Source organism: Cryobacterium algoricola (genome assembly GCF_004402485.1).
GTDB classification, from domain to species: Bacteria; Actinomycetota; Actinomycetes; order Actinomycetales; family Microbacteriaceae; genus Cryobacterium; species Cryobacterium algoricola.
The window spans coordinates 65,272-90,308 of sequence record NZ_SOFG01000004.1 but is presented as its reverse complement, the minus strand read 5'-3'; the positions used below and the strand labels follow the sequence as shown (position 1 = coordinate 90,308).

Genomic DNA, 25,037 nt, shown 5'->3' with positions numbered 1-25,037 from the left:
GCATGGGGAAGAAAGCGCCCGGCTCATGGGCGTCATCGATTCCCGTCCCGCAGACTTTTTGTGCATTTCCGCTTGTGATTACGCGCTTGTGACCAGCGCCCGTATGTGAATAAAAGGGAGTCCCTGAGTGTCGGAACAGAATTTTGACCTTGTCGTTCTCGGTGGAGGAAGCGGTGGCTACGCAGCAGCACTGCGGGCCGTCCAGCTCGGCATGACCGTCGGCCTGATCGAGAAGGGCAAACTCGGCGGCACCTGCCTGCACGTCGGGTGCATCCCGACGAAGGCCCTGCTGCATTCGGCCGAGGTGGCCGATGTGAGCCGCGAGGCCTCCAAGTACGGCGTGAAGACCCAGTTCGAGGGCATCGACATGGCGGCCGTCACGGCCTTCCGTGAGGGAATCGTCGCGTCGAAGTACAAGGGCCTCCAAGGCCTGATCAAGGCACGCGGCATCACCGTCATCGAGGGCGAAGGCCGCCTCGTGGCGCCGAACACCGTCCAGGTCGGCGACGACCGCATCGTCGGCAAGAACGTCGTTCTCGCCACGGGCTCGTACTCGCGATCCCTCCCGGGCCTCGAGATCGGCGGCCGCGTCATCACGAGCGAGCAGGCCCTCGATCTGAACTTCGTGCCGAACAAGGTCGCCATCCTCGGCGGCGGCGTCATCGGAGTCGAGTTCGCGAGCGTCTGGAAGTCCTTCGGCGCCGACGTCACCATCATCGAGGCGCTGCCGCACCTCGTCCCGAACGAAGAAGAGTCGGTCTCCAAGCAGCTCGAGCGCGCGTTCCGCAAGCGCGGGATCGAGTACTCGCTCGGCATCCGCTTCCAGAGCGTGACCCAGCACGAGAACGGCGTGGTCATCACCCTCGAGAACGGTGCGACCGTCGAGGCCGAGATCCTGCTCGTCGCCGTCGGACGCGGCCCCGTCACGGCCGGTCTCGGCTTCGACGAGGTCGGCGTGGCCATGGATCGCGGTTTCGTCCTCACCGACGAACGCCTCGCGACGAACATCCCCGGTGTCTACGCCGTCGGAGACATCGTTCCCGGCCTCCAGCTCGCGCACCGTGGCTTCCAGCAGGGCATCTTCGTCGCCGAGGAGATCGCGGGCCTCAACCCGATCATCGTCGAGGACCTGAACATCCCGAAGGTCACATACTCCGACCCCGAGATCGCGTCCGTCGGGTACTCCGAGGCGAAGGCATCCGAGAAGTTCGGCGCCGACCAGGTCTCGTCCTACGAGTACAACCTCGGCGGCAACGGCAAGAGCTCGATCCTCGGCACGAGCGGCTCGATCAAGGTCGTCCGGGTCAAGGACGGACCCATCGTCGGCATCCACATGATCGGCGCGCGCGTCGGCGAGCTCATCGGCGAAGGCCAGCTCGTTGTGAACTGGGAGGCGTACCCGGAGGACATCGCCCCGTTCCTGCACGCGCACCCGACCCAGAACGAAGCCCTCGGCGAGGCATTCCTGGCCATTGCCGGGAAGCCCCTCCACGCGATGTAGCCGATTCCCGGCTACTGACCGTCTATAAGCTAAGAACAGAGCACACAATGGTTTCAAAGGAGACAAACGCATGAGCGAATCCGTTAGCCTTCCGGCACTCGGTGAGAGTGTCACAGAGGGTACGGTTACCCGCTGGCTGAAGAACGTGGGCGACCGCGTCGAGGTCGACGAACCCCTCTTGGAAGTATCGACCGACAAGGTGGACACGGAGATCCCGTCCCCCGTTGCCGGCATCATCGAAGCGATCCTGGTCCAGGAGGACGAAACCGTCGAGGTGGGTACCGCCTTGGTGCTGATCGGTGACGGTTCCGCCGCCGCCGCGCCGGCTCCGGCCGCTGCTCCCGTCGTCGAGGCCCCTGCTGTCGTCGAGGCCCCTGCTGTCGTCGAGGCCCCTGCTGTCGTCGAGGCCCCTGCTGTCGTCGAGGCCCCGGCCGCCCCTGCGCCCGTCGCCGCCCCGGTCTACGCACCCGCACCGGTTGCGGCGCCCGTCGCAGCTCCGGTCTACGCACCCGCCCCCGTCGCAGCACCGGCCCCGGTCTTCGCACCGGTTCCCGTTGCGGCACCGGCACCGGTCGCAGCACCGGCCCCCGTCGCAGCCCCCGTCGCAGCAGAGCCCGCCGTCTCCCGTGGCTCCCACGCGGGTACCTCCGGCTACGTCACGCCGATCGTCCGCAAGCTCGCGAACGAGGCCGGCGTCGACCTGTCCAGCGTCACCGGAACCGGTGTCGGCGGACGGATCCGCAAGCAGGACATCACGGCAGCCATCCCGGCCGCCGGAGCCGCGGCATCCGCCCCGGCGTTCGAGGTCTCGCCGCTGCGCGGCACCTCGAAGCCGATGTCCCGCCTCCGCAAGGTCGTCGCCGAGCGCGCCGTCATCTCGATGCAGTCGTCGGCCCAGCTGACGACCGTCGTCGAGGTCGATGTCACCCGCGTCGCGATCTTCCGCGACAAGGTCAAGGCGTCGTTCTTCGAGAAGACCGGCAACAAGCTGTCCTTCCTGCCGTTCTTCGCCCTCGCTGCCGCCGAAGCACTCCAGGCGAACCCGATCATCAACGCCACGATCGACGGCGACACGATCGTGTACCCGGCACAGGAGAACATCAGCATCGCTGTCGACACCGAGCGCGGTCTGTTGACCCCGGTCGTGCGCAACGCCGGAGAACTCGACCTCGCCGGATTCGCAGCGGAGATCGCCGACCTCGCCCAGCGCACGAGGGACAACAAGCTCAAGCCCGACGAGCTGTCCGGTGGCACCTTCACGCTGACCAACACGGGTTCGCGTGGGGCGCTGTTCGACACCCCCGTCGTGTTCCTGCCGCAGAGTGCGATCCTCGGAACGGGCGTCGTCTACAAGAAGCCGCTCGTCGTGTCCAGCGGTGGCCTCGACGCCATCGCGATCCGCTCGTCGGTCTACCTGGCGCTGTCCTACGACCACCGCATCATCGATGGCGCGGATGCCTCGCGCTTCCTCGTCACGATGAAGCAGCGTCTCGAGGCCGGCGACTTCGAAGCCAACCTCGGGATCTGAGCCGGCGGCCGGCTCGTCCGGCCAGGCGGCTCGTTCCGCTAACCAGCACGTGCCGCTAACCAGCACTGAAGAACTCGCGTAACCGCCAACCGGCCTCGCCCTTGACCACAAGGACCGAGGCCGGTTTGTCGTTTCCGGGTGCGACTCCCCCGCCGCTCGCTGAGAGGGCGATGAGCGCCAGATTCCCGATCCGGTCGACGACCGTCGGTTCGGCGCCGTCGACCGTGACGCTTCCCGGCGCACGCCCCTGCCCGCCGTCCGGCGCTTGTCCGATCAGTGTGCCATCCCCGGCAAGGACCGGAGAGCCCGGTTGCGCGAGGTCCGCAAGGCAGTCCCGATCGTCGGCGGCGAGGCAGAGGGCCCTCAGGCGCAGCAACACCACGGTGGCGGCAGCGGGGTCCTCGCCCTGCAGGGCGTCCTGGTCGGCTGTGGTCGTCGGCGCGGCCGCGACCGGGTCCGGTGCGGACACCTCACCGCTCCCGCCGGTTGGCCGGGGAGAAGCCGAGCCGTGCGACGACGGCTCCGGGGCCGGACCGGCTGCCGGCGGGGCGAGCGCCGTCCAGGCTCCGACGAGCAGGACGACGACGAGGAACGTGCCGGACAGGACCAGGCCGCGGCGCCGCCAGCGTGCAGTGTCGTCCGCGGCTCTCCACGTTCCCCGCCGCGTCGAGGCCCCTGCCGTCCGCTCACGACCCGGCTTCGGTCGAGGGGGAAGTGCGTGCGCCGCCCGGCCGCGCTTCGCCCGGCCAGCCGGCCCCTCGCGCCGGCGTGCCGTCAGCCGTGCTCCGATGGTTCCGGCGACACGAACGGCCCACCCCCGCAGCAGCGGTCCGGCGCGCGTGTCCAGCGCCGCCCCGAGGCGGGTCAGCGCGTCGGGGCCGGGAGGAAGCCTTCTGGGCGCCGTCGGCTCCGCGTCACCGGGACCGACCTCGTGCTCGCCGAGCCGGACCGGCGCGGCGGGAGACCACTCGAACAGCGCCCGCTCGAGCCCGGCAAGTGCTTCCCGGTAGGAGCCGGACCGCCAGGCGGCGAACAGCGCCGTTGACGCCGGCTGTCCGCGGTCCGCGACCCGGTCGAGAACGGCCTGCACCAGGTCACCGCAGGCGCACCGGGCCTCCTCGAGCAGTTCTTCCCGGGCCCGGCCCGGCGGCGGCAGATCCCGCAAGCCGCCCAGACCTCCGACGACGGGTCGCCCCGCGCCGTCGAAACGAATCCGACCGGCACCGATTCCCGGATGCACCCAGCCCCGGTCGTACAGGCGCGCCACCGCCGCGAGCACGGGAGCCAGGATCGTGACCACCTCCCCCGGGTCCAGCAATCGCTCGCCTGCCAGGATCTGCCCGAGGGATCCACCGCGGTCCTCGGCCAGGACGAGGCAGATCCGCCCGTCCGGCAGCGTCGCAACGTCCAGCAACCGGCCCACCCCGCCGTCCGGGATAGCCTCGAGAGCGCGCACCTCCCTGTCGATGGCCGCGTCGTCGATGGCAGCGTCGTCTGTGCTGCGGCTCCCAGTGCCGTCACCGGTGCCATCACCGGTTCCGACGCCGGGTGCGGAGCGGAACACCTTGAGAACGACGACGTCCCGGTGACCGTCCGTCCCGGCCGCGGCCGACGCCCCGAGGTAGACGTCGCACCGGGCCCCAGCGGCGATGCGCCTCAGGACCCGGAAGCCGGCGACGCTTCCGCCGGCATCCGCTGCCTGCGCCTCCGTGGCTGTCGCCCCGGCACCGGACTCCCTGCCAGACGACCTGCGCTTCCGACCTTCCGCACGTCTCATCACGCGCCGATGATCGTCCCGTGGGAGGCGCGGACGGCCCGCTCCGGGCCGGCTGTGCACAGTCCGGCGGATCCGGTCGCTGGTGAGGACGGGCTGACCTAGACTGGCCCCATGCTCGACTTTCTCGTCGCGGGGCTAAGCGCCAACTCCGTGCCGTATCTCGTGGGCCTTGAGCTCCAACGCACCGTCCATCGTGCCGTTGTTTCCGGGGAACGCCCGGACACCGTCATCTTCCTCGAACATCCCGCCGTGTACACCGCGGGCAGACGCACGTCGGCCGAGGAACGGCCGACGGACGGAACCCCGGTCATCGACACCGACAGGGGCGGCAAGATCACCTGGCACGGCCCCGGCCAGCTCGTCGGGTATCCGATCCTCCGCCTCGCCGAACCCATCGACGTCGTCGGCTATGTGCGACGCCTCGAAGGCATCCTCATCGACGTCCTCGCCGGGCTCGGGGTCGACGGCCGCCGCGTCGCCGGACGGTCCGGGGTGTGGGTCGGCCAGCCGGGCTTCGAGGACAAAATCGCCGCCATCGGAATCCGAGTTGCCGAAGGGGTGACCATGCACGGCTTCGCGCTCAATTGCACCAACTCCCTCGAACCGTACGAGCACATCATCGCCTGCGGGATCCGCGACGCCGGAGTCACCACGATCTCCCGCGTCCTCGGCAGGGAGGTGACGCCGGAACAGCTGGTGGAACCGATCCGGGCCCGTTTCGCCGCGGAACTGGTGGCCGCCTCATGAGCGCCGTGCCCGAGGGCCGCAAGATGCTTCGGCTCGAGATCCGCAACATGGAATCGCCCATCGAACGCAAACCGGCCTGGATCAAGACGGTCGCCAAGATGGGACCGGAGTACCGCAAGCTCCAGGACCTCGTCAAGGGCGAGAACCTGCACACCGTGTGCCAGGAGGCCGGCTGCCCGAACATCTTCGAGTGCTGGGAGGACCGCGAGGCCACCTTCCTCATCGGTGGTTCCCAGTGCACCCGGCGCTGCGACTTCTGCCAGATCGACACGGGCAAGCCCGCTGACTACGACACCGACGAACCGAGAAGGGTCGCGGAGTCCGTCGTCGCGATGAACCTGCGGTACGCGACCGTGACGGGCGTCGCCCGCGACGACCTTCCCGACGAAGGTGCCTGGCTGTACGCCGAGACCATCCGGCAGATCCACGCCCAGAGCCCCGGTACCGGGGTCGAAATCCTCGTCCCCGACTTCTCGGGCAACCCCGACCTCCTGGGCGAGGTGTTCTCCGCGAAGCCGGAGGTCTTCGCGCACAATGTCGAGACGGTTCCGCGCATCTTCAAGCGCATCCGCCCGGCCTTCCGCTACGACCGTTCCCTCGACGTCATCACGCAGGGCCGAAACGCCGGCCTCATCACCAAGTCGAACCTGATCCTCGGCATGGGCGAGGAACGCGCCGAGGTCAGCCAGGCGCTCCAGGACCTCCACGACGCCGGCACCGACATCATCACGATCACCCAGTACCTGCGGCCGAGCGCCCGGCATCTGCCCGTCGCACGCTGGGTCAGGCCGGAGGAATTCGTCGAGCTCAATGAGGAGGCGGAGGCCATCGGATTCCTCGGCGTGCTCTCCGGACCGCTCGTGCGGTCGTCCTACCGGGCAGGACGTCTCTGGGCTCAATCGATGCTCAAGACGAACCGTGAGGTGCCCGCCGAACTCCGTCACCTGGCGGATGCCTCGCTCGGGTTCGCCCAGGCCGTCGCCCGCCCCGGCGGTATCGTCGCTGACTCGACCGAAAATCGGTCATCGGAGATTCTGGCGACTCGGTAAACTCGACACCATGGCACGCAGCAAGGACAAGACTCCCAAACCCCACAAGGAACCCGGCCGCATCAAGCAGATGTGGCAGGTGTTCCAGATGACCCGGCGGTACGATTCCAAAATCGTTCCGCTCCTCCTCGTGGGCTTCTTCGTGCCGCTCGTGGCCTCGATCGTCGTCGCGATCCTTGCGACGGACGGCAACGTCCTCACGCTCGTGCTCTGGATCATCGCCGGGCTCCTCGCCGGGGTGCTCGCCGTGCTGATCATTCTCGGCCGCCGCGCGGAGAAAGCCGCCTACTCCCAGATCGAAGGCCAGCCCGGCGCCGTCGGCGCCGTGCTGCGCAGTTCCCTCAAGGGCGGCTGGGTCGGCAGCGAGATGCCGATCGCCGTCAACGGCAAGACCCAGGACGCGGTCTACCGCGCCGTCGGTCGCGGCGGCGTCGTCCTGATCAGCGAGGGCCCGCGCACGCGGACCGCGCGCATGCTCGACGAGGAACGCCGCACGGTCACCCGCCTCGGCGGCCATGTTCCCGTCACGGTGATTTCGGTCGGCCCCGATTCCGACGCCGTGCCGTTGCACAAGCTTGCGAGTCGCCTGCGCAAGATCAAGCCGAGCCTGACCAAGGCAGAGGTGCTCGCCGTCAACAACCGGCTGAGCTCGATCACGAAGAAGCTTCCGATCCCGAAGGGCGTCGATCCGACCAAGGCCCGCCCGCAGCGCGGCAACTAGGCTCGTTCACCCGTCCATTCCGCACGTCCGCAACCCCTCGTCGTCACGACGAGGGGTTCTTGCGTTAAGCGGAGCCCGCTCCGCCGAGCGCGCGGCTCAGCCCCGGACGAGGACGGTTCCGGCCACCTTGTCGTGGAAGCCGCGCTGGTCCGAGTCCCAGACCAGCGCCGGGAAGGCCAGGCCGAGCAGCACGGAACGCACGATGGGCCGCCACGGCCCGACCCAGCCGCCCGCGAGGGGGATGACGCGAAGTCCGACGAGGCGGTGGCCGATGCTGCCGCCGATCGTCGGGATGAACAGGACCTGGAGCAGGACATAGGTCCCCGTCACGACGAAGCCGTTGTAGTCGAGGAAGGTGTAGCGGAACACCGCGAAGGCCAGCGCCATCGCGAGGGCGTAGTCGATCAGGAGTCCCAGCATCCGGCGCCCGACACGGCCGACCGACAGCGGGCCCTCGTCGGGAAGCCCGAGCCGCTCCCCCGGCCATCTGCTCGGCGGGAGCTGTCCGAAGGTGGTCGGCGGGGAGGCAGAGGGAGGCACGGGACGATCCTAGCCAAGGGCACCGCCTGTAACATGTGAGAAACAAAGTCGTCACAGTTGAGTAATGCCGCCGTAATACTCTCTGGGTAGCCGCCGTGCGCGACTTTCTGTCATTAACGCCCTCGTCGTTTGGAGTAAAACCGCATGTTCCGCGATTCGTCAGAAGTACTCAAGTTCATCAAGGACACTGACGTCAAGTTTCTTGACATTCGCTTCACCGATCTTCCCGGTGTGCAGCAGCACTTCAACATCCCCGCGTCGACCGTCGATGAGGAATTCTTCACGGTCGGGCAGATGTTCGACGGTTCATCGATCCGCGGCTTCGCGTCCATCCACGAGTCGGACATGCAGCTCATCCCGGACGTGACGACGGCATACGTCGACGCTTTCCGCGCCGAGCGCACGCTGATTATGCTCTTCGACATCTACAACCCGCGCAACGGCGAGATCTACTCCAAGGATCCCCGCCAGGTCGCGAAGAAGGCCGAGAAGTACCTCGAGTCGACCGGCATCGCCGACACCGCGTTCTTCGCCCCCGAAGCCGAGTTCTACATCTTCGACGACGTGCGCTACGAAGTGAACCAGTACTCGAGCTTCTACGCCGTGGACTCCAGCGAAGGCGCCTGGAACTCCGGCAAGAAGGAAGAGGGCGGCAACCTCGCCAACAAGACCCCGTACAAGGGCGGCTACTTCCCCGTCAGCCCCGTCGACCAGCACGTCGACATGCGTGACGACATCTGCCTCAAGCTCATCGACGCAGGCCTGATCCTCGAGCGCAGCCACCACGAGGTCGGCACCGGCGGACAGGGCGAGATCAACTACCGCTTCGACACGATGGTCCACGCGGCGGACGACCTGCTCAAGTTCAAGTACATCGTGAAGAACACGGCGCACGAATGGGGCAAGACGGCGACGTTCATGCCCAAGCCGCTCTTCGGCGACAACGGCTCCGGCATGCACACCCACCAGTCCCTCTGGGCCGGCGGCAAGCCGCTCTTCTACGACGAGGCCGGCTACGGCGGGCTCTCCGACATCGCCCGGTGGTACATCGGCGGCCTGCTCAAGCACGCCCCGGCCGTCCTCGCGTTCACCAACCCCTCGGTGAACTCCTACCACCGTCTCGTCCCCGGCTTCGAAGCCCCGGTCAACCTGGTCTACTCCGCCGGTAACCGCTCGGCCTCGATCCGCATCCCGATCACGGGCACCAACCCGAAGGCCAAGCGCATCGAATTCCGTGCGCCCGACGCCTCCGGCAACCCGTACCTCGCCTTCGCCGCCCAGCTGATGGCCGGCCTCGACGGGATCAAGAACCGGATCGAACCGCACGAGCCCGTCGACAAGGACCTCTACGAGCTCCCGCCCGAAGAAGCCAAGAACATCCCCCAGGTTCCCGCTTCCCTCGAGGAGGCGCTGCTGGCCCTCGAAGCCGACCACGACTTCCTCCTCGCCGGCAACGTGTTCACGCCGGAACTGATCGAAACCTGGGTCAGCTTCAAGCGCGAGCAGGAGATCAAGCCGCTCGCCCAGCGTCCGCACCCGTTCGAGTACGAACTGTACTACGGGGTCTAAACCGCACCGCGCCTGACCATGACGGGTCGTACCTTCCGGGGTACGACCCGTTCGTCGTTGCAGCGGTCAGCCGGCGAAAGGCCCCGCGTGCTCGACAGGACCGTAGAATCGACGCTCGAAGACGGCGCGGGCACGCCGGGTGACGGCGAGGTAGTCGTCCTCAAGCCGGTTGGCGGAGCCCGGCGGGTATTCGAGGATCCGGGCGATTCCCTCGAGCTGGATGCGGTCGGTCGGGAGGGTGTCCGCGGTCCGGTTCATCCACAGGGTCATCGCGGAACGACAGCGGGATGCGAAAACCCACGCCGCCCGGAGGGTCTCGGCGTCCGCGTCGCTCACGAGCCCGGCGCGCGCGGCCGCGTGCAGGGCGCCGAGGGTCGAGTGCGTGCGCAGCTCCGGGATCGCGGCGGCGTGCTGCAACTGCAGCAGCTGCACGAACCACTCCACGTCGCTGAGCGAGCCGCGGCCGAGCTTGAGGTGCCGGTTCGGGTCCGCGCCCTGCGGCAACCGTTCCTTCTCGACGCGCGCCTTCATCCGCTTGATCTCGCGGACCGCCTGGTCATCGATCGCCAGCGGGAAACGCACGGAGTCGGCGAGGGTCTCGAAGTCGGCGAGCAGCCGGGCATCGCCGGCGACGCCCCTGCCCCTGAGCAGCGCCTGCGCCTCCCAGGTCAGCGACCAGCGCCGGTAGTACGCCTCGTACGAGTCGAGGGACCGGGCGACGGCTCCGTTCTTGCCCTCCGGGCGCAGCCCGAGGTCGAGGTCGAGCGGAAGTCGGCTGTCCTCGGTGAGACGTTTGAGCTCCCGGGCGATGAACATCGCGCGGGCGTGAGCGGCCTCGCCCGTGACGGCTCCCGCCCGGAACACGTACATCACGTCGGCGTCTGAGCCGAAGCCGAGCTCCGCCCCCCCGAACCGGCCCATGCCGATCACCGCGAACTCGATGCCGTCGGCGTCCCCGTCCGGCTCGCCCCGGAGGCCGGTGCCGCGGATCGCCGCGGTGACACCCTCGATCACGGTCGCGGTGACGTCGGTCAGGCCCGTCGCGAGCTGATCGATGCTGATCCGGCCGAGGATGGACGAGAACGCCAGGCGCAGGATCTCGCGGCGCCGGGCCGTACGGAGGACGGATGCCGCGGCATCCGGCGTCTGGTGACGCGCCAGGACCGCCCGGGTCTCTTCGCGCAGCACGGCAAGGGGCCGCGGGCGCAGGTCGTTCTCGTTCTCGAGCCACGCGACCGACTCCGGAATCGTCTCGAGCAGTTCGCCGACGAACCGGGACGAGGACAGCACCCGGGTGAGTCGTTCGGCGGCGCCGGAGGAGTCGCGGAGCATCCGCAGGAACCAGTATGTCGAGCCGAGGCTGTCGCTGAGGCGCCGGAAGGCCAGCAGCCCGTAGTCGGGGTCCGCACCTTCCGAGAACCACTTCAGGAGCACGGGAAGGAGGTGGCGCTGGATCGCCGCCCGCCGGGACACGCCCCCGGTGAGCGCCGCGATATGGGCGAATGCGCCCTTGGTGTCACGGAACCCGATTGCCGCAAGCCTGGCCTCCGCCTGCGCGCTCGTGAGGACCAGTTCCCCGTCGGGGAGAGCGGCAACGGCGGAGAGCAACGGCCGGTAGAAGAGCCGCTCGTGCAGCCCGCGCACCCGGCGTTTCGTGTCCGCCCAGCGCGTGCTGAGCTGGGCGGCACCCGAGGCGAGCCCGGTAGCACGGGCGAGGATGCGCAGGCTCGCCTCGTCGCGCGGCACAAGGTGGGTGCGGCGCAGCCGGTACAGCTGCAGGCGGTGTTCCATCAACCGGAGGACCCGGTAGTCCTGGGAGAATTCCGCCGCTTCCGCACGCCCGACATAGCCGGACTCGGCGAGTGCGGCGAGTGCGGGGAGCGTCCCGGCCTGTCGCACCCCCACGTCGGCCTGCCCGTGAACGAGCTGGAGAAGCTGGACGGTGAATTCGATGTCGCGCAGCCCGCCAGGGCCGAGCTTCAGCTGAATGTCGACCTCGTCATCGGGGATGTTGTCGGTCACCCGCTCACGCATCCGCTGCACCGACTCGACGAAGTTCTCCCGGCTGGCGCTCGTCCACACCTTCGGTCCGACCGCGGCGAGGTACCGTTCGCCGAGCCCGGCATGGCCGGCGAGCGGCCTCGCCTTGAGCAGGGCCTGGAACTCCCAGCTCTTCGCCCACCGCTCGTAGTACGCGATGTGAGAGTCCAGCGACCGCACGAGCGCCCCCGACTTTCCCTCCGGCCGCAGGTTCGGGTCGACCTCCCAGAGCTCCGGCTCGAGCGTCGGCTGGTTGAGGCCGCGCATCAGCAGGATCGCAAGCCGGGTCGCGATGTCGACGGCACGGCCGGATTCGAGCCCCGTGTCGGGGTCGGCCTCCGCGACGAAGATGACGTCGACGTCGCTGACGTAGTTGAGCTCCCTGGCGCCAGCCTTGCCCATGCCGATCACGGCAAGCCGGGTGGAGCGTACCTGCTCGACGGGGAAGACACCGGGGGCGGCAACGGGTGCGGACACCATCGTGCGCGCAACGGCGAGGGACCCCTCCAGCGCGGCGGCGGCGAGATCGGACAGCGCCCTGGCGACGCCGTCGAGGCCGGCGACCGGGTCGGCCTGTTCGAGATCGAACGCCGCCACCTCCGCGAGCCTTCGCCGATACCGCACCCGCAGCGCAACCCAGCCGGCATCGTCGACGAGAGACGCGAAGCCGTCGACGGCCCCGACCGCGGCGAGCAGGTCGCTCGTGAGTTCCTCGGGTCCGGGAAGGGCCGGTGACCGGACGGCCAGGACCCCGAGCTCCTCCGGGTGGCGCAGGAAGAATTCGGTCAGGCCACGGGACGCGCCGAGCACGAGGAGGAGGCGCACCGGCGCACCCGGGCAGGCCAGGAGCTCCAGGACCTCCGCCGGCGCCTGCCGGAGCAGATTGATCAGGCCGGAGAGCGCTGCGTCCGGGCTCGCCGTGCGAGCGAGCAACGGCAAAAGTTCCGCCGAATCCGGCCCACCACGGCTCGCGACCTCATCGAGGCACGCCCGGACCTCACCGAGTTCAGCGAAGCCGACCCTCGCGAGTTCGCTGAGGGTCAGCGCCTCTCGCGCCACCGTGCCCTACAACATCTCGAGGTTCTTTTGCAGCTCGAACGGAGTCACCTGGGAGCGGTATTCCTTCCACTCCTGCCGTTTGTTGAGCAGCACATAGTTGAAGACGTGCTCGCCCAGGGTCTCGGCGACGAGTTCGGACTCCTCCATGAACTGGATGGCGTGGTCGAGGCTCGCCGGCAACTGGCGGTACCCGAGGGCGCGGCGCTCGGTGTCGCTGAGACCCCAGACGTTGTCCTCGGCCTCCGGCGGCAGCTCGTAACCCTCTTCGATGCCCTTGAGACCGGCGGCGAGCATCAGCGAGTACGCCAGGTACGGGTTCGCGGCGGAGTCGATGGCACGGTACTCGATGCGGGAGCTGTTGCCCTTGTTCGGCTTGTACAGCGGCACGCGGATGAGGGCGGACCGGTTGTTGTGGCCCCAGCAGACGAAGCTCGGTGCCTCGTCGCCGCCCCAGAGCCGCTTGTACGAGTTCACGAACTGGTTCGTGACGGCGGTGATCTCCGGTGCGTGCTTGAGCAGGCCCGCGATGAACTGGCGCCCGGTGCGGGACAGCTGGTACTGCGCGCCCGCCTCGTAGAAGGCGTTCGTCTCGCCCTCGAACAGGGACAGGTGGGTGTGCATGCCCGAACCCGGCTGGTCGGACATCGGCTTCGGCATGAACGTCGCGTAGACGCCCTGCTCGATGGCAACCTCCTTGATGACCGTGCGGAACGTCATGATGTTGTCCGCCGTGGAGAGGGCGTCCGCGTACCGCAGGTCGATCTCGTTCTGGCCGGGGCCGGCCTCGTGGTGGCTGAACTCCACCGAGATGCCGAGTTCCTCGAGCATCCGCACGGAGCGGCGCCGGAAGTCGTGCGCGGTTCCGCCGGGAACGTTGTCGAAGTATCCGGCCGAGTCGACGGGCACGGGCCCGTCCTTGCCGAACTTCGACGACTTCAGCAGGTAGAACTCGATCTCCGGATGCGTGTAGAACGTGAAGCCGCGATCCGCCGCTTTCGCAAGTGTGCGCTTGAGCACGTTGCGCGGGTCGGCGACCGCAGGCTGCCCGTCGGGGGTCGTGATATCGCAGAACATGCGCGCGGTCGGGTCGACTTCGCCCCGCCACGGCAGAATCTGGAACGTTGTGGGATCCGGATGCGCGAGGACATCCGCTTCGAAGGACCGGGTCAGGCCCTCGATGGCGGAGCCGTCAAAGCCGAGACCCTCCGCGAATGCGCCCTCGACCTCGGCCGGTGCGATCGCAACCGATTTCAGGGTGCCGACGACGTCCGTGAACCAGAGACGAATGAACTTGATGCCCCGTTCCTCGATGGTACGAAGAACGAAGTCGCGCTGCTTGTCCATCCACGCCCTTTCTTGTTGATCACTAGGTTACTGGCTGTCGTGACCTCGCGTGCGAAAAGGGCCCCGGTGAGGGGAATCGGTCGCTGGCTACACTGGAGACATGCCAGAGTCGACCGCGTCAGACGCTCCCCGTTCCGTCAATGATCTGAACCCCTTCGTTCCCGCCCCCTCCGGACCCAAGCGGGTGCGCACCAGGCACTTCTCGAACGCGAAACAGCATGGAATCCCGATTACGGGACTCACCAGCTACGACATGCTCACGGCGCAGATCTTCGACCAGGCAGGGATCGATTTCCTTCTGGTCGGCGACTCGGCGGGCAACAACGTCTTCGGCTACGAGACCACCCTTCCCGTCACGGTCGACGAACTGATTCCGCTCACCCGCGCGGTCGCCCGCGCCGTCACCCGCGCCCTCGTCGTCGCGGACATGCCCTTCGGCTCCTACGAGACCGGCCAGACGGAAGCGCTGCACACCGCGGTGCGCTTCATGAAGGAAGCGCAGGCCCACGCGGTCAAGCTCGAGGGCGGGGTGCGCAGCCACAAGCAGATCAAGAGGATCGTGACGAGCGGAATCCCCGTGATGGCGCACATCGGTTTCACGCCGCAGAGCGAACACGGCCTCGGCGGCCACATCATCCAGGGCCGCGGCGACGCAGCGGCGCAGCTTCTCGAAGACGCCCTCGCCGTGCAGGACGCCGGTGCGTTCGCCGTCGTCCTCGAAATGGTGCCGGCCACCGTGGCCGCCGAGGTCACCAGCAAGCTCGAGATTCCCACGATCGGCGTAGGGGCCGGACCGGACGTCGACGGCCAGCTGCTGGTCTGGACGGACTTCGCCGGCATGACAGAGGGCCGGGTGCCGCGTTTCGTGCGGCAATACGCCAACGTGCGCAGCGTCCTCACGGATGCCGTGCACCAGTTCAAGTCGGACGTTGAGTCCGGCGTGTACCCGGGTCCTGAACACAGCTACGAATAGCGGTCAGCGGTCCTCCGCCGCGTCCTCTGCCGCCCATTTCGCGCTGTTCGCGCGGAGCTTCTCGAGGGCATGGGCTGCCTCCTCGCGGGTTGCGAACGGTCCGACACGATCGACGGCGAGAGAGACCATTCCCTCTTCGACGGCGCCCGTGCGCAGGTTGTACCAGAAGCGGTGCTCAGTATCTTCGGCCATAAGCTAGATCCTATGCCTAAGGATTCCGCCGGTCACCTGCTGCCAGGCCCGGTCTCCCCCACTCGTCCCGTCCCTGCGCGGATCCCCCGTCCGGAATACGTCGGCCGCCCCGCTCCCGCGCGGTTCACCGGCTCCGACATCTACCCCGCCGCCAAGATCGAACTGATCCGTGAGGCCGGCCGGATCGCCGCGGAGGCGATCGAAGCCGTCGGCCGCGGCATCCGCCCTGGCGTCACCACCGAAGAACTCGACCGGATCGGCCACCAGTTCCTGATCGAGAATGACGCGTACCCGTCCACGCTCGGCTACCGGGGCTATCCCAAGTCGCTGTGCAGCTCGGTCAACGAGGTCATCTGCCACGGCATCCCCGACACGACGGTCCTCGAAAACGGCGACATCGTCAACATCGACATCACCGCCTTCAAGAACGGCGTCCACGGCGACACGAACGTCACGTTCATCGTCGGCGAGGCCAGCGAAGCCGTGACGCTCCTCGTCGAACGCACGAAGGAAGCGCTCGCCCGCGGCATCAAGGCCGTCGCCCCCGGACGCCAGGTCAACGTGATCGGCCGGACCATCGAGTCATACGCCAAACGGTTCGGCTACGGCGTCGTGCGCGACTTCACCGGCCACGGCGTCGGCGAGGCGTTCCACTCCGGCCTCATCGTCCCCCACTACGACTCCGCTCCGCAGTACGACACCGTGATGGAGGTCGGCATGGTCTTCACGATCGAGCCGATGCTCACCCTCGGCAGCACCGACTGGGACATGTGGGCAGATGACTGGACCGTGACGACCAGGGACAAGAGCATCACGGCCCAGTTCGAGCACACCCTCGTCGTGACCGAACGCGGCGCAGAGGTCCTGACCCTCCCCTAGACGGTAGGTTTTCTACTATGAGTTCTCAGACGGCCATCGGCATTGACATCGGCGGGACCGGAATCAAGGGGGCCCTCGTCGATCTTGCGACGGGAACCTTACTGACCGATCGGGTCAAACTCCCCACGCCCAAGGGCGGCCGGCCTGCCGACATCGTCGAGACGACCCGCGTCATCCTCGAAAGGGTCGGCGCCGCCGCCGGCGTGACGGATGTCCCCGTCGGCATCTGCTTCCCCGCCATCGTCAGGCATGGGCGCACGATGTCGGCCGCCAACGTCTCCAAGAAGTGGATCGGCCTCGAGGCGGCCGCCCTGTTCGCGAGAAGCCTCGGCGCTCCCATCACCTTTGTGAACGACGCGGATGCCGCCGGATACGCCGAATCCCAGTTCGGGGCCGCGCAGGGTGTTGAAGGTGTCGTGATCCTGACCACCCTGGGCACCGGGATCGGCACCGCACTCCTCAACGACGGGGTTCTCGTGCCCAACACGGAGCTCGGCCACCTGCAGATCGACGGCGTCGACTACGAGACCCGCGCCTCGTACTCCGCGCGGGAACGGGAGAACCTCTCCTGGTCGGCCTGGGCGGCACGCCTGCAGAAGTACTACTCGACGCTCGAGGCGCTCTTCTCCCCCGACCTGTTCGTGGTCGGCGGTGGCGTCTCCAAGCACCACGAGGACTTCCTGCCGCTCCTCGCCCTGCACACGCCGATCGTGCCTGCCGTGCACAAGAACAACGCCGGTATCCTCGGCGCGGCAGCCCTCGCAGTGAAGGACCTCGGCTGAGCTGAGCCCGCTCCGAACCGTCGGCTCCGGGCTCCCCGGAGGGAGACGGGAGAATGGGCCGGCTGGTACGCCGGGTTCTGTCCCGGTTCTCACCGGGGACGGCCATCTATCTCGGGACTACGTTGCCGCAGCCCTCTAGCGGTCTACCCGGAAACTCGGCGAGCCGCCTTAGCGTTTCCTGTGTGACCTTGCTCCGGACGAGGTTTACCGAGCCGACCAGGTCACCCTGGCCTCTGGTGGTCTCTTACACCACCGTTTCACCCTTACCACCGAACAAACGGTGGCGGTCTACTTTCTGTGGCACTGTCTCGCGGGTTACCCCGGGTGGGTGTTACCCACCGCCCTGCTCTGTGGAGCCCGGACGTTCCTCGGCACCCGATTCCCCGAAGGGAACCGGCTGACGCGGCCGTCTTGCCGACCCATTCTTCTTCTCAGACTACAGGATCAGATTCCGGACTCCTCCGTGCGCACCAGGATCGCGCCGCAATCCGGGCAGAACAGCACCTCGTCGGCCGCAGAGGACCGGACGGACTCGAGGTCGCTGCCGGTGAGGGTGATGGTGCAGCCGCTGCAGGTGCGCTGGCGGAGCAGGGCAGCGGCGTTGCCGTGGCCGCTCACGAAGAGCTTCTCGTAGAGGCTCGCCAGATCCGGCGCGATCGTGCCCGCGATCACGGCCCGGTCGCGGCGGAGCTCCTCGAGCTGGCGGTGCAGGGTGGCGAGGTCGGCGTCGCGAGAGATCTCGGTCTCCTCGACCCGGGCGGCGAGAGCGTCTCGTTCGGCCTCGACGACCGCGACGGCCGCTTCCCGTTCCTCGAGGCGTTCCATCACGGCGATCTCGATCTCTTCGAGAGCCAGCAGCCGTTTGCGCAGGGCGGCCAGTTCGGTGTCGAGCGCCTGGACGTCCTTGACCGAACTCGTCGTCTGCAGACGCTCATCGTCCCGCTTGATGCGCTTCTCGACGACCTCGACGTCGGATTCGATCCGGTTCAACTCGAGGCGGACATCCTCGACCTCTCCGTGCAGGGTTGTGAGGCTCATCCGGGTCTTGTCCGCGGTCCCGGCGAGTGCGGTGAGTTCAGCGTGCTGGGCGAGCGCCCTGGTCTGGTGGTCGACCTGCTGGAGCCTGATGTCGAGAGCCTGGAGCCGGAGAAGTTCCTTCTGCTCGATGGGGGATGCCTTCACTTGTGTCCTGACCTTCACGGGTATTGAGTTTGACCGGCCCGATGGCCGGATACTGTCGGTGGGGTTGTGCAGGCTACTGCACGATGACGAAGTCCCACGGGTCCGTGCGCAGATCGCTCACGTCCACCCGCAGTCCCGGAAAAGCGTTCCGCAGGGCGTCGGCGGCGGTGTCAAGCCACAACCACTCGCTCGCCCAGTGTGACACGTCGATCAGCGCCGGTGTGTTTCCGTCCAGCAGTGCCTGTTCCCGGGTTTCCGAGGCTGGGTGGTGCCGGAGGTCGGCGGTGATGTAGACATCCGCTGCCAGAACGGCCGGATCCTTGAGCAGCGAGTCGCCGGCTCCCCCGCACAGCGCAACCGAGCGCACCGGGGCGTTGTACTCCCCCGAGACACGGATCCCGGACGCCGTCGCAGGCAGGATCGCCGCGAGGCGCCTCGCGAGCTGGCCGAGGGTGGTGGGAGTCGCAAGCAGGCCGACCCGGCCGATACCGGTCCCTGGCACGGTCCCCGCGGTGATCGGCCGCGCGTCGACGAGTCCGAGCCGCGTCGCGAGCACGTCGGAGACGCCGTCGACGACGACGTCCGCGTTCGTGTGCGCGGCGATCAGTGCGCAGTCGGACCGGATCAGCCGAGCCAGAAGGGCACCCTTGTACCGGTCTTCCGCGACGGAGGTGACTCCGCGAAGAAGGAGCGGGTGGTGCGCGAGCAGCAGTCCGGCACCGGACTCGATCGCCTCATCGACGGTCGCGGAGACGGCGTCGACGGCAAGGAGCACGGAATCAACCCGGCTCGACGGGTCACCGCTCAGCAGTCCGGGTGCATCCCACGTCTCTGCACCGGACAACGGCCACAGCTCGTGGACGGTCCGGGTTATCTCGGAGAGCGGATAGGACACCCAGCCAGCCTACCCGTGCGCTCATCTCGCGGACGCCGGGGTCAGGAGTCTCTCCTGCCGACGGATCGCCGGGATGCCCGCGAGCAGGGGCGTCGCAAGACCCAAAGCGAACGCGACCAGCACGCCGGGATTCGTCGCCGCGAATTCCCCGCCCGGGTCGATGCCGAGCGGAACAAAGAGGTAGCCCTGCCACGCCGACCAGCCGGCACCGGGGACGAGGAGCCCCCAGCCGATCGCGCTGAAGACGACGAAGGCGGCCAGATTGACCCAGCGCACATCCGCGTACGCTCCCCCGCGCTTCAGGAGGCTGTGGGTGTCGAAGCGACTGGCCCGCACCAGGGTCTCGGCGGAGAACAGCCCCGACCATGCCGCGACGGGAATCGCAAGCGTCAACGGAACGGTGAGGAACGCCGCCCGCACCCCGAGTCCGCCGAACGGAAGGAGGAGCACGGCCGCACCGACCGCAGTGAGTACGACCCCGGCGGCCCGTGGCAGCCCTGCCGACAGCGCGGCGGCCGCGAGCCCGCCCGAATAGAGGGTGAGGATCAATGCGGAGAGCACGGTGACCGTTCCGAGCAGAAGCAACGGCCATTCCAGACCCTCCGGCAGGAGCGCCGCCAGCGCGCCGACCGGGTCGACGGAGAGGTCGGCACCCCGCTGCCGCTGGGACGAGACGAGCACCGCCCCCCAGACGGCGAGGACGAGCGCAGGCACTCCGACCCCCGCGAGGAGCCAGAGCAGCGAGGCCGATCCCTTACCGGACCTGCCCTGGTACCGCGCAAGGTCGGCGCCGCTCGAGGCCCATGCCAATCCGAGATAGGCGAAGACGAGAGTGACACCGCCGAATACGGTGAACCCACTGCCGTCGGGCGCCGCGAGTGCCGAATCGAGGTCCACGAGCCCGGCCGAGAGCACCATCATCGCGATCACGAGAGTGGCACCAGCGACGGCGAGCACGGCCTGGACCGACCGGATGAGCGCATAGCCGAAGAGTGCGATCACGGTCGCCACCGCGAGGACACCGAGTGCGGCGAGCGGAACCGACCCGTCGCGCGCGCCTGCTGCGCCCGGCGCCGTCGGGCCCGTTGCCGCGGTCACCGCGCGCCCCAGGATCGCGAGCAGCAGCGCACCCCAGGCCATCCGCACCAGCAGGGCGAACACGGCGGGGACGAGGTTTCCGATCACGCCGAAGGTCGCCCGCGACAGCATCACCGTCGACTGCCCGTTGCGCCGCCCGGCGAGCGTGCCGAGGCCGAGTGGAACAAGGGAGAGCACGATGCCGAGCACGGTGACGAGCACGACCTGGCGGAGACTGAGCCCGAGAGAGGCGAGCCGGGCACCGACCGCGACACTGACAACGGATGCCGTCACCGCGAACCACAGGCCGAAGACCCGGCTCGCCCGCCCGACTCGGTTCACCACCGGGGTCGGCGCCTGCGCATAGCGCTCGATCGCGAGCCGCGGCTCGTCGGCGAGGGCGGCATCGACGAGGACAATCTCGTCGTCGGCGACCCGGCGACTCGCAACGGGAGCGGCTACCCCCGTCGGCACGTCGTCGGCATCGTCCGGCAGGTCGTCGTCGATTCCGAAGCCGATGATCTCGGTCGCGGCCGTTCTCGGGGCGCTTCCGTCCAGTGGGCTGATGCCGAGTTCGATCACGGCAGGAGACTCCGCAGTGAGCGCGTCGTCGCCACCGGGGGCGGGTTCGGGTGGGACGGGGCCGCCCTGCCCCCTCATGTTCCTGTCGGACATGCCCCGAGTGTAGCCAGATGCCCGAAATCCCGGCAGGCCTACCAGCCGAGGGTGCCCGGCTCGCCTTTGAACGGCCCGACCACCCGCGAGGTGATCCACCCACCGTAGAAAGATCCGGCCTGCGGGAGGACCTCCTCGCCGTCGACAGTGCATCGATCCATGCGCCCCGGGTAGAGTGCGATCCGGCCGGCGAGTGCTTCGAACCCGGGCTCGGGATCAGGGTAGGACCAGGCGGCGCCGACGGACCGGGCAGAACCGGACACGACGGTCAGGTACACGGCGGTCCCCTTGTATTCGCACACGGATACGCCGGGTGCCGGCACGAGGGACCCCGGGAGGAAGGCCTCTGGCGGAAGATAGTACGCGGGCGGATGGCTCGTCTCGAGCACCCGGACTGCGCGTGCGGTGCGCGCGATCTCGCGCCCACCGAACCGGATCACCACTTCCTCGGAGACGGGCTCGACTCTGGGCGGGCGCGGGTAGTCCCACACCGATTCCTGGCCGGGACCAGGAACGATCCTGCCGATGCGTGACGATGTCATCGGGCCATGATAGCCGGGCCGTCCGGCGGCGGGCCCCAGAAGCCCCGAGAGTACACTGCGGGGCATGACGGAGAACGTGATCGTTGCCATTGACGGCGGACCGGCCAGTGCAGCGGCCCTCGATTGGGCGATAACCCGGGGGGTCGAGCGATCGTCCGGCGATTCAACCGCGGAACCGGTCGAACTCGAGCTCACGACCGTTGTCGAACTGGGGTGGTCGCCCCGCGACGTCGCGGTGACCTTTCAGCCGGTCTACGAACGCGCGCTCGCGGCAGCCACCCATGAGGTGGAGCGCCGGGCGCCGGGGTGCCGCAGGACGAGCTATATCCGGCACGGTGTCCCCGTCGAGGAGCTGGTCAGGGCATCCGCTGCTGCGGACCTGTTGGTGATCGGCTCGAACAAGACCGGACTCCTGGCCGGCGCCGTCTACGGGACACTCCCCCTGCGCCTCGCGGCGCACGCGCACTGCCCGGTCGTCGTGGTTCCGGCGACGTGGCGGCCTCGGACCGGCCCAGTCGTCGTGGGATTCGACAATGACCTCGCCGGCACCGAAGCGCTCGACTGGGCGGCCGGCGAAGCGGTCAGGCTGGGGCGCGGCCTCCGGATCGTGCACTCCTGGTCGATCCCGATGACGATTGCGATCGACCTCGGCGCGGTGGTGCCTGTAGACGCGCTGCGTGAAGCCAATGCCGAAGTTCTCGCAACCGCGGCCCAACGGGTCCGGGACGGGCATCCGGGACTCGACGTCGTTGAGGTCCTCGACACCGGGCCGGCCGCCCTCGTGCTCGTCGATGCGTCCCGCGAGGCGGAGCTGCTCGTTGTCGGCACTCATGGACGCGGCTCCGTCGGAAGCCTCATCCTGGGCTCAGTGAGCCACGATGTTCTGCTGAACCTGCCCTGCCCGATCGCGGTCATTCCGCGCCGAACCGGCGGGGACCAGCCCGCGGGGACGGAGCATCCGGGACGGGTTCAGTAGTCGAATTCGTCGAACTGGGGCGAATCGAGCCCGTCGCCGGTCCAACCGCTCTGTGGCACCGCCATCGGGGCGAGTGCTTTCCTGCGCAGGCCCGCGGTGATGTCGAGGTCGACGAGTTCGCGGAAACCGGCCGGAGACGTGACGCTCGTCAGCTGGCTCGCCGCACCGATCAGGAACTGGGCGCGCCCCACCTGACCGCTGTCGCCGAGGACGGGAATGTCCACCACCTCGACCTGGCCGCGGGTACTGAGTCTTTCGGCATACTGCATGACCGCATCGGCAAGGTCACTCCCGGTTACGACGGATCCCCCGGCGTGGAATATGCGCTTCATCGTCTTCCCTCACTGGCTCAGTGAAATGTCCGTGTGCAGCCAGGGTCCGGGGCGCAATCCCAGTATATGCAGATCGGGTTCAGAGGCGAAGGGTTCGATCGACCACGGCCGCGGCCACTTCTACGAGCGGCCGGCTGTGGTTCCTGGCGTGCCCTCGAAGCATCGTGAACGCCTCGTTCATGTCGACGTTGTGCATGAACGCGATGACGCCTTTGGCCTGTTCGATCACGATGCGGCTGTTGAGCGCGTGCTGCAGTTGCGCTCGCGCGATGTCGCTCTCGCGAATCGCGCGTTCCTGCAGGATTCCGATCGTCGCCGTGTCCGCGAGGGCCTGGACCGTGCGCAGGTCTTCGGCGCCGAGGCCGCCGAGGCGGTCCCAGAAGAGATTGAGTGATCCGATGGTCGTCGCCCGCAGGTGCAGGGGAACGGCGTGCATCGAGAGGAATCCCTGTTCGAGTGCGCCCGCCCGGAAGCTCGGCCATTTCGGGGCCACGACGTCGAGGTCGGGAATGGCGACAGCGGCCCCGGTCATCACGCATTCGACGCAGGGACCGGCGCCCGCTCGCAGCTGGAGGATTTCGACCAGTCGCGTGCGCTCGTTGGTGGAGGCGACGACCTCGAAGTCGCCGTCTCCGGCCGAGAGGATGATACCCACGGCCGATGCCCCGAACAGGAGCGCACAACGCTCGACGAGGGTCTGCAGGAGGTCGACGACGTCATAGCCGACGACGAGCGTGTCGGCCAGCGTGACGAAGGTCTCGACGAGCTGACCCTCCCGGGATTGTGTGACCATAATGTAATCCTAAGGTGAGAGAACAGTCGAGAAATCTAATTTCCGGGCGACCACATCGTGCGCGACAGACCGCACCGATCGTCCGTTCGAGAAAGCGTAACCGCGGAGCAGCAGCAGCGCATCCGCAGCGGACAGATCGAGCTGGGCGAGGATCATGCCCGTCGCCTGGTGGATCACGCGGCGCGAGAAACCCTCCGCCTCCTCCTCCGTCGGGACGGCCGGATTCGGTCCCGCGATGCCCGTCCCGTATGGATCGTGCTCGGCGGAGACGTTGTCTCGGAGCGCCCTGCGCAACACCACCCGTGCCACGATATCCGCGAGTTGAATCGCATCGTCGACGGCCTCTGGCGGCAACGGGCCGGCGGTGGACGAGTAGAGGTCGACGGCGCCGATCTCGAGCGTCCCGATGGCGAGGGGGAAGGCGAACAGTCCCCCGACATCCGTCTCGTCGAGCGCCGCGCGGAACATCGGCCAAGCCGGATTCGGCTCGATCCGGATATTCGGAGAGAGGACCGGGAGCCGGGTCGCCAGCGCCCTCCAGCACGGCCCCTCGCCGAGATCGAACTGGAGCTCGTCGATTCGCGCGGCGAACGCGTCGCTCGCGCTGATCGTCTCAGTGCCGAACGGGGCACCCAGGGTGGAGATCGAGGCACCGTCGATGGGGAGAACCCTGAGGAAAGGGGCGCAGAGCTCGGTGCCAGAGTCGTCCCAGGCCTCGAGCTCCCGGGCGGCCGTGTCGAATACCTCGCGACTAACGGGAAACACGGGACAGGTCCTTCGCACCCGGAATCGGTTCGTACGGGGTGGCCAGCGTGTGCCGGTGCAGATCACTCCACAAGAAGAACACGGGTACACACGACCTTTCGGCTCTGGAAGGAGCGACCGGTTCACACGGGAGTACCGGCATGACCGGCCAAATTACTCCCAGCGTAGCCCGTGCAGCCAAATGCTGTCCCCACCGGGATTTCGCTCTCACGCCCACCCACGAGCTGATGAGTGCACCTCGTCGTACTTGCTGGTGGGCCCTACCGGGCTCGAACCGATGACATCCACGGTGTAAACGTGGCGCTCTACCAACTGAGCTAAAGGCCCCTGGGAATCGACTCCCGCCGGGGTGGAACCGACACCACTATACCGGTGGCATCGCCGATCTGGTCACGCAGGCTGCAGTTCACCGATCGCGGCGCGGTAGGCCTCGAGCGAACGAGCCTCGCCGGGGGCCGTGATGAAGCTCGCCCGGATGATGCCGTTCGGGTCGATCAGGAAGGTGGCGCGGTTGGAGAACCCCTTCTCCTCGAGGAAGACGCCGTATTCCTTGGCGACGGCCCCGTGCGGCCAGAAGTCGGCGAGGAGGTTGAAGCCGTAGTTCTCCTGCTCACCCCACGCGCGCAGGGCATGGCGAGAGTCCACCGAGATACCGAGGAGTTCGACACCGCTGTTCTCGAACAGGCTCAGGTTGTCGCGAAGGGTGCACAACTCCCCGCTGCAGATTCCCGAGAACGCGAGAGGGAAGAAGACCAGTGCCACCGATTTGTCACCGCGGTACTGGCTGAGCTGGATGTGCTCGCCGTACTGGTTGACCAGTTCGAAGTCGGGTGCCTGGGTGTCGTTCTCCAGAGCCATAGTGCGTCCTTTCCTGCGTCAACCACCAGTGGCAAGCGCCGGAACAGCCTAGCCCCGGAGAGGGGGGAAACCTAGACAAATCTTTCGCTGACAGCGTTGGCCCAGAAGCTGCCGAGCGTGCGCGGCGCACAGCTGGAATCTGTAGGCTGGCGTGGTGCCAGCGGTCCACAGGGACCGCTTTGCGGCACGCCTAACCAGGCACAGTCGCGTATCACACGACCGTGCCCGATAGAGAGAGGTC

At 67.9% G+C, this 25,037-nt stretch carries 22 protein-coding genes, 1 tRNA gene, 1 other RNA gene and 1 pseudogene; 10 read left to right on the top strand and 15 right to left on the bottom strand.

Annotation, left to right across the window (positions count from 1 at the left end):
* The first annotated feature begins 127 nt into the window (after positions 1–127).
* Positions 128–1,501 (top strand): dihydrolipoyl dehydrogenase, encoded by a 1,374-nt coding sequence (gene lpdA, locus E3O44_RS00870; RefSeq protein WP_134531796.1) that lies wholly within the window; start codon positions 128–130, stop codon positions 1,499–1,501.
* A gap of 70 nt (positions 1,502–1,571) precedes the next feature.
* Positions 1,572–3,029 (top strand): 2-oxo acid dehydrogenase subunit E2, encoded by a 1,458-nt coding sequence (locus tag E3O44_RS00865; protein ID WP_134531795.1) that lies wholly within the window; start codon positions 1,572–1,574, stop codon positions 3,027–3,029.
* Between the two features lie 55 nt (positions 3,030–3,084).
* Here E3O44_RS00865 and E3O44_RS00860 read toward each other — a convergent pair whose 3' ends face one another.
* On the bottom strand, positions 3,085–4,809 hold the full coding sequence (locus tag E3O44_RS00860) for a serine/threonine-protein kinase (RefSeq protein WP_134531794.1): 1,725 nt from the start codon (positions 4,807–4,809) through the stop codon (positions 3,085–3,087).
* A 108-nt stretch (positions 4,810–4,917) separates the two neighbouring features.
* Between E3O44_RS00860 and lipB the strand changes: the two genes are divergently transcribed.
* From lipB to E3O44_RS00845, 3 genes and pseudogenes are all read left to right on the top strand, one after another.
* Entirely contained in the window at positions 4,918–5,553 is a 636-nt protein-coding gene (gene lipB, locus E3O44_RS00855; protein ID WP_134531793.1) for a lipoyl(octanoyl) transferase LipB, read from the top strand.
* Positions 5,550–6,533: pseudogene (gene lipA / locus E3O44_RS00850) on the top strand (lipoyl synthase); the annotation flags it as partial. The gene lipB and the pseudogene lipA, both read left to right, overlap by 4 nt.
* Positions 6,534–6,612: 79 nt before the next feature.
* Positions 6,613–7,323: a DUF4191 domain-containing protein gene (locus E3O44_RS00845; RefSeq protein ID WP_134531791.1), complete on the top strand. Its 711-nt coding sequence runs from the start codon at positions 6,613–6,615 to the stop codon at positions 7,321–7,323.
* A gap of 96 nt (positions 7,324–7,419) precedes the next feature.
* Here the strand turns inward: E3O44_RS00845 and E3O44_RS00840 are convergent, their stop codons facing one another.
* Positions 7,420–7,863, bottom strand: a complete 444-nt coding sequence (locus E3O44_RS00840; RefSeq protein ID WP_241975936.1) for an RDD family protein — start codon at positions 7,861–7,863, stop codon at positions 7,420–7,422.
* 144 nt (positions 7,864–8,007) lie between these two features.
* Between E3O44_RS00840 and glnA (E3O44_RS00835) the strand changes: the two genes are divergently transcribed.
* On the top strand, positions 8,008–9,432 hold the full coding sequence (gene glnA, locus E3O44_RS00835) for a type I glutamate--ammonia ligase (RefSeq protein ID WP_134531790.1): 1,425 nt from the start codon (positions 8,008–8,010) through the stop codon (positions 9,430–9,432).
* A 66-nt stretch (positions 9,433–9,498) separates the two neighbouring features.
* Here the strand turns inward: glnA (E3O44_RS00835) and E3O44_RS00830 are convergent, their stop codons facing one another.
* On the bottom strand, positions 9,499–12,531 hold the full coding sequence (locus E3O44_RS00830; RefSeq protein ID WP_134531789.1) for a bifunctional [glutamine synthetase] adenylyltransferase/[glutamine synthetase]-adenylyl-L-tyrosine phosphorylase: 3,033 nt from the start codon (positions 12,529–12,531) through the stop codon (positions 9,499–9,501).
* Between the two features lie 6 nt (positions 12,532–12,537).
* Positions 12,538–13,875 (bottom strand): type I glutamate--ammonia ligase, encoded by a 1,338-nt coding sequence (gene glnA / locus E3O44_RS00825; RefSeq protein ID WP_134446491.1) that lies wholly within the window; start codon positions 13,873–13,875, stop codon positions 12,538–12,540.
* A 100-nt stretch (positions 13,876–13,975) separates the two neighbouring features.
* Between glnA (E3O44_RS00825) and panB the strand changes: the two genes are divergently transcribed.
* Positions 13,976–14,848 carry a 3-methyl-2-oxobutanoate hydroxymethyltransferase gene (gene panB / locus E3O44_RS00820; RefSeq protein WP_134531788.1) on the top strand — a complete coding sequence of 291 codons (873 nt, stop codon included), beginning with the start codon at positions 13,976–13,978 and terminating at the stop codon, positions 14,846–14,848.
* A gap of 3 nt (positions 14,849–14,851) precedes the next feature.
* Here the strand turns inward: panB and E3O44_RS00815 are convergent, their stop codons facing one another.
* Positions 14,852–15,040, bottom strand: coding sequence for an SPOR domain-containing protein (locus E3O44_RS00815; protein ID WP_134531787.1), 189 nt, complete (start codon positions 15,038–15,040; stop codon positions 14,852–14,854).
* Positions 15,041–15,052: 12 nt separating this feature from the next.
* On the opposite strand from E3O44_RS00815, the gene map reads away from it, so the two are divergent.
* Positions 15,053–15,919 (top strand): type I methionyl aminopeptidase, encoded by an 867-nt coding sequence (gene map / locus E3O44_RS00810; RefSeq protein WP_134531786.1) that lies wholly within the window; start codon positions 15,053–15,055, stop codon positions 15,917–15,919.
* A 17-nt stretch (positions 15,920–15,936) separates the two neighbouring features.
* Positions 15,937–16,701: a polyphosphate--glucose phosphotransferase gene (gene ppgK, locus E3O44_RS00805; RefSeq protein ID WP_134531785.1), complete on the top strand. Its 765-nt coding sequence runs from the start codon at positions 15,937–15,939 to the stop codon at positions 16,699–16,701.
* Positions 16,702–16,751: 50 nt separating this feature from the next.
* Here ppgK and rnpB read toward each other — a convergent pair.
* The 5 genes from rnpB to E3O44_RS00780 form a co-directional block, all read right to left on the bottom strand.
* Positions 16,752–17,123, bottom strand: an RNA gene (rnpB, locus tag E3O44_RS00800) — RNase P RNA component class A.
* 22 nt (positions 17,124–17,145) lie between these two features.
* Positions 17,146–17,883, bottom strand: coding sequence for a zinc ribbon domain-containing protein (locus E3O44_RS00795; RefSeq protein ID WP_134531784.1), 738 nt, complete (start codon positions 17,881–17,883; stop codon positions 17,146–17,148).
* Positions 17,884–17,956: 73 nt separating this feature from the next.
* Complete coding sequence (locus E3O44_RS00790; RefSeq protein ID WP_134531783.1) at positions 17,957–18,778, bottom strand: Nif3-like dinuclear metal center hexameric protein; 822 nt, start codon at positions 18,776–18,778, stop codon at positions 17,957–17,959.
* Between the two features lie 21 nt (positions 18,779–18,799).
* Positions 18,800–20,530, bottom strand: coding sequence for a purine-cytosine permease family protein (locus E3O44_RS00785; protein WP_166792507.1), 1,731 nt, complete (start codon positions 20,528–20,530; stop codon positions 18,800–18,802).
* 38 nt (positions 20,531–20,568) lie between these two features.
* On the bottom strand, positions 20,569–21,072 hold the full coding sequence (locus E3O44_RS00780; protein ID WP_134531781.1) for a DUF427 domain-containing protein: 504 nt from the start codon (positions 21,070–21,072) through the stop codon (positions 20,569–20,571).
* Positions 21,073–21,136: 64 nt separating this feature from the next.
* Here E3O44_RS00780 and E3O44_RS00775 point away from each other — a divergent pair, with 64 nt between their 5' ends.
* Positions 21,137–22,048: a universal stress protein gene (locus E3O44_RS00775; protein ID WP_134531780.1), complete on the top strand. Its 912-nt coding sequence runs from the start codon at positions 21,137–21,139 to the stop codon at positions 22,046–22,048.
* On the opposite strand, the gene E3O44_RS00770 is transcribed toward E3O44_RS00775, so the two are convergent.
* The 5 genes from E3O44_RS00770 to E3O44_RS00750 all read right to left on the bottom strand — a co-directional run bounded on the left by E3O44_RS00770 (position 22,042) and on the right by E3O44_RS00750 (position 24,796).
* A complete protein-coding gene (locus E3O44_RS00770; RefSeq protein ID WP_134531779.1) occupies positions 22,042–22,380 on the bottom strand; it encodes a hypothetical protein in 339 nt (112 codons plus the stop codon). The two genes, E3O44_RS00775 and E3O44_RS00770, sit on opposite strands and share 7 nt — an antisense overlap.
* Before the next feature lie 79 nt (positions 22,381–22,459).
* Positions 22,460–23,173 (bottom strand): GAF and ANTAR domain-containing protein, encoded by a 714-nt coding sequence (locus tag E3O44_RS00765; protein WP_134531778.1) that lies wholly within the window; start codon positions 23,171–23,173, stop codon positions 22,460–22,462.
* A 9-nt stretch (positions 23,174–23,182) separates the two neighbouring features.
* Complete coding sequence (locus tag E3O44_RS00760; protein WP_134531777.1) at positions 23,183–23,938, bottom strand: GAF domain-containing protein; 756 nt, start codon at positions 23,936–23,938, stop codon at positions 23,183–23,185.
* A gap of 251 nt (positions 23,939–24,189) precedes the next feature.
* Positions 24,190–24,265 (bottom strand) — tRNA-Val (locus E3O44_RS00755).
* Between the two features lie 63 nt (positions 24,266–24,328).
* Positions 24,329–24,796 (bottom strand): peroxiredoxin, encoded by a 468-nt coding sequence (locus tag E3O44_RS00750; RefSeq protein ID WP_134531776.1) that lies wholly within the window; start codon positions 24,794–24,796, stop codon positions 24,329–24,331.
* Positions 24,797–25,037 lie beyond the last annotated feature (241 nt).

Bases quoted from the DNA above. Each gene is read 5' to 3' on its own strand.
- ppgK (WP_134531785.1), top strand. From the start codon at position 15,937: ATGAGTTCTCAGACGGCCATCGGCATTGACATCGGCGGGACCGGAATC.
- E3O44_RS00770 (WP_134531779.1), bottom strand. From the start codon at position 22,380: ATGAAGCGCATATTCCACGCCGGGGGATCCGTCGTAACCGGGAGTGAC.
- E3O44_RS00775 (WP_134531780.1), top strand. From the start codon at position 21,137: ATGACGGAGAACGTGATCGTTGCCATTGACGGCGGACCGGCCAGTGCA.
- E3O44_RS00750 (WP_134531776.1), bottom strand. From the start codon at position 24,796: ATGGCTCTGGAGAACGACACCCAGGCACCCGACTTCGAACTGGTCAAC.
- E3O44_RS00780 (WP_134531781.1), bottom strand. From the start codon at position 21,072: ATGACATCGTCACGCATCGGCAGGATCGTTCCTGGTCCCGGCCAGGAA.
- glnA (WP_134531790.1), top strand. From the start codon at position 8,008: ATGTTCCGCGATTCGTCAGAAGTACTCAAGTTCATCAAGGACACTGAC.
- map (WP_134531786.1), top strand. From the start codon at position 15,053: ATGCCTAAGGATTCCGCCGGTCACCTGCTGCCAGGCCCGGTCTCCCCC.
- glnA (WP_134446491.1), bottom strand. From the start codon at position 13,875: ATGGACAAGCAGCGCGACTTCGTTCTTCGTACCATCGAGGAACGGGGC.
- panB (WP_134531788.1), top strand. From the start codon at position 13,976: ATGCCAGAGTCGACCGCGTCAGACGCTCCCCGTTCCGTCAATGATCTG.
- E3O44_RS00865 (WP_134531795.1), top strand. From the start codon at position 1,572: ATGAGCGAATCCGTTAGCCTTCCGGCACTCGGTGAGAGTGTCACAGAG.
- E3O44_RS00765 (WP_134531778.1), bottom strand. From the start codon at position 23,173: ATGGTCACACAATCCCGGGAGGGTCAGCTCGTCGAGACCTTCGTCACG.
- E3O44_RS00845 (WP_134531791.1), top strand. From the start codon at position 6,613: ATGGCACGCAGCAAGGACAAGACTCCCAAACCCCACAAGGAACCCGGC.
- lipB (WP_134531793.1), top strand. From the start codon at position 4,918: ATGCTCGACTTTCTCGTCGCGGGGCTAAGCGCCAACTCCGTGCCGTAT.
- E3O44_RS00785 (WP_166792507.1), bottom strand. From the start codon at position 20,530: ATGTCCGACAGGAACATGAGGGGGCAGGGCGGCCCCGTCCCACCCGAA.
- E3O44_RS00815 (WP_134531787.1), bottom strand. From the start codon at position 15,040: ATGGCCGAAGATACTGAGCACCGCTTCTGGTACAACCTGCGCACGGGC.